Origin of the sequence: Thiolapillus sp. (assembly GCF_048562965.1) — a bacterium.
Taxonomy (GTDB): Bacteria; Pseudomonadota; Gammaproteobacteria; order Chromatiales; family Chromatiaceae; genus Thiolapillus; species Thiolapillus brandeum_A.
This window is the reverse complement of the sequence record NZ_JBHNMF010001665.1, coordinates 1-521: the sequence shown is the minus strand read 5'-3', so window position 1 is coordinate 521 and position 521 is coordinate 1. Positions and strand designations below refer to the sequence as shown.

General features: G+C 59.1%; 1 protein-coding gene. It reads right to left on the bottom strand.

The features are described from left to right. Positions 1-13: 13 nt before the first annotated feature. Positions 14-382 (bottom strand): hypothetical protein, encoded by a 369-nt coding sequence (locus tag ACOCD2_RS26110; RefSeq protein WP_419626449.1) that lies wholly within the window; start codon positions 380-382, stop codon positions 14-16. Positions 383-521 lie beyond the last annotated feature (139 nt).

The window sequence follows — 521 nt, the reverse complement described above, 5'->3', positions numbered from 1 at the left end:
GGCAGCCGGGCGGTTATATGGGACGCCCGCCGCGCCCTGGCCGGATTCGTGCCTGACAAACCGGGATCTTATCGGGTGTCATTGGCGATATCGGATGGTGTGGTTCAGGACAGCGCTTCCGCTGCCAGCCATGGAGAGCGAAGCGAAGGCTGGTAGACCCCAGTAGCCGCGAGGCCGCACTGTTTTCCCGGCGTGCCTTGCGCCAGAGGGAAAACAAAGTAGGCCTCCGAACGCGGCGTCCAGTCATTGGGAGCCAAGTACGGAGCAGCAACGAGCTTGCGAAGTTGTTGCGTAGTGCTTGGTGACCAGGACGGCTGGGGCACCAATAGGTTGTCAAAGGCCGAGTCGATTTTGGGGACTGGGATGTCCCAAAATCTATCACGAGGCCGAAGACACACTTGCCAGACGCTGAATGTACAGGCGTTGAGCAATCATCCCCCTCAGATTACCAGCTTACCGCCCGTTGTCTCTGAAGTGTTGGCGCCGTATCAATATGATGTCCAGGCGATCGACCCGGATGG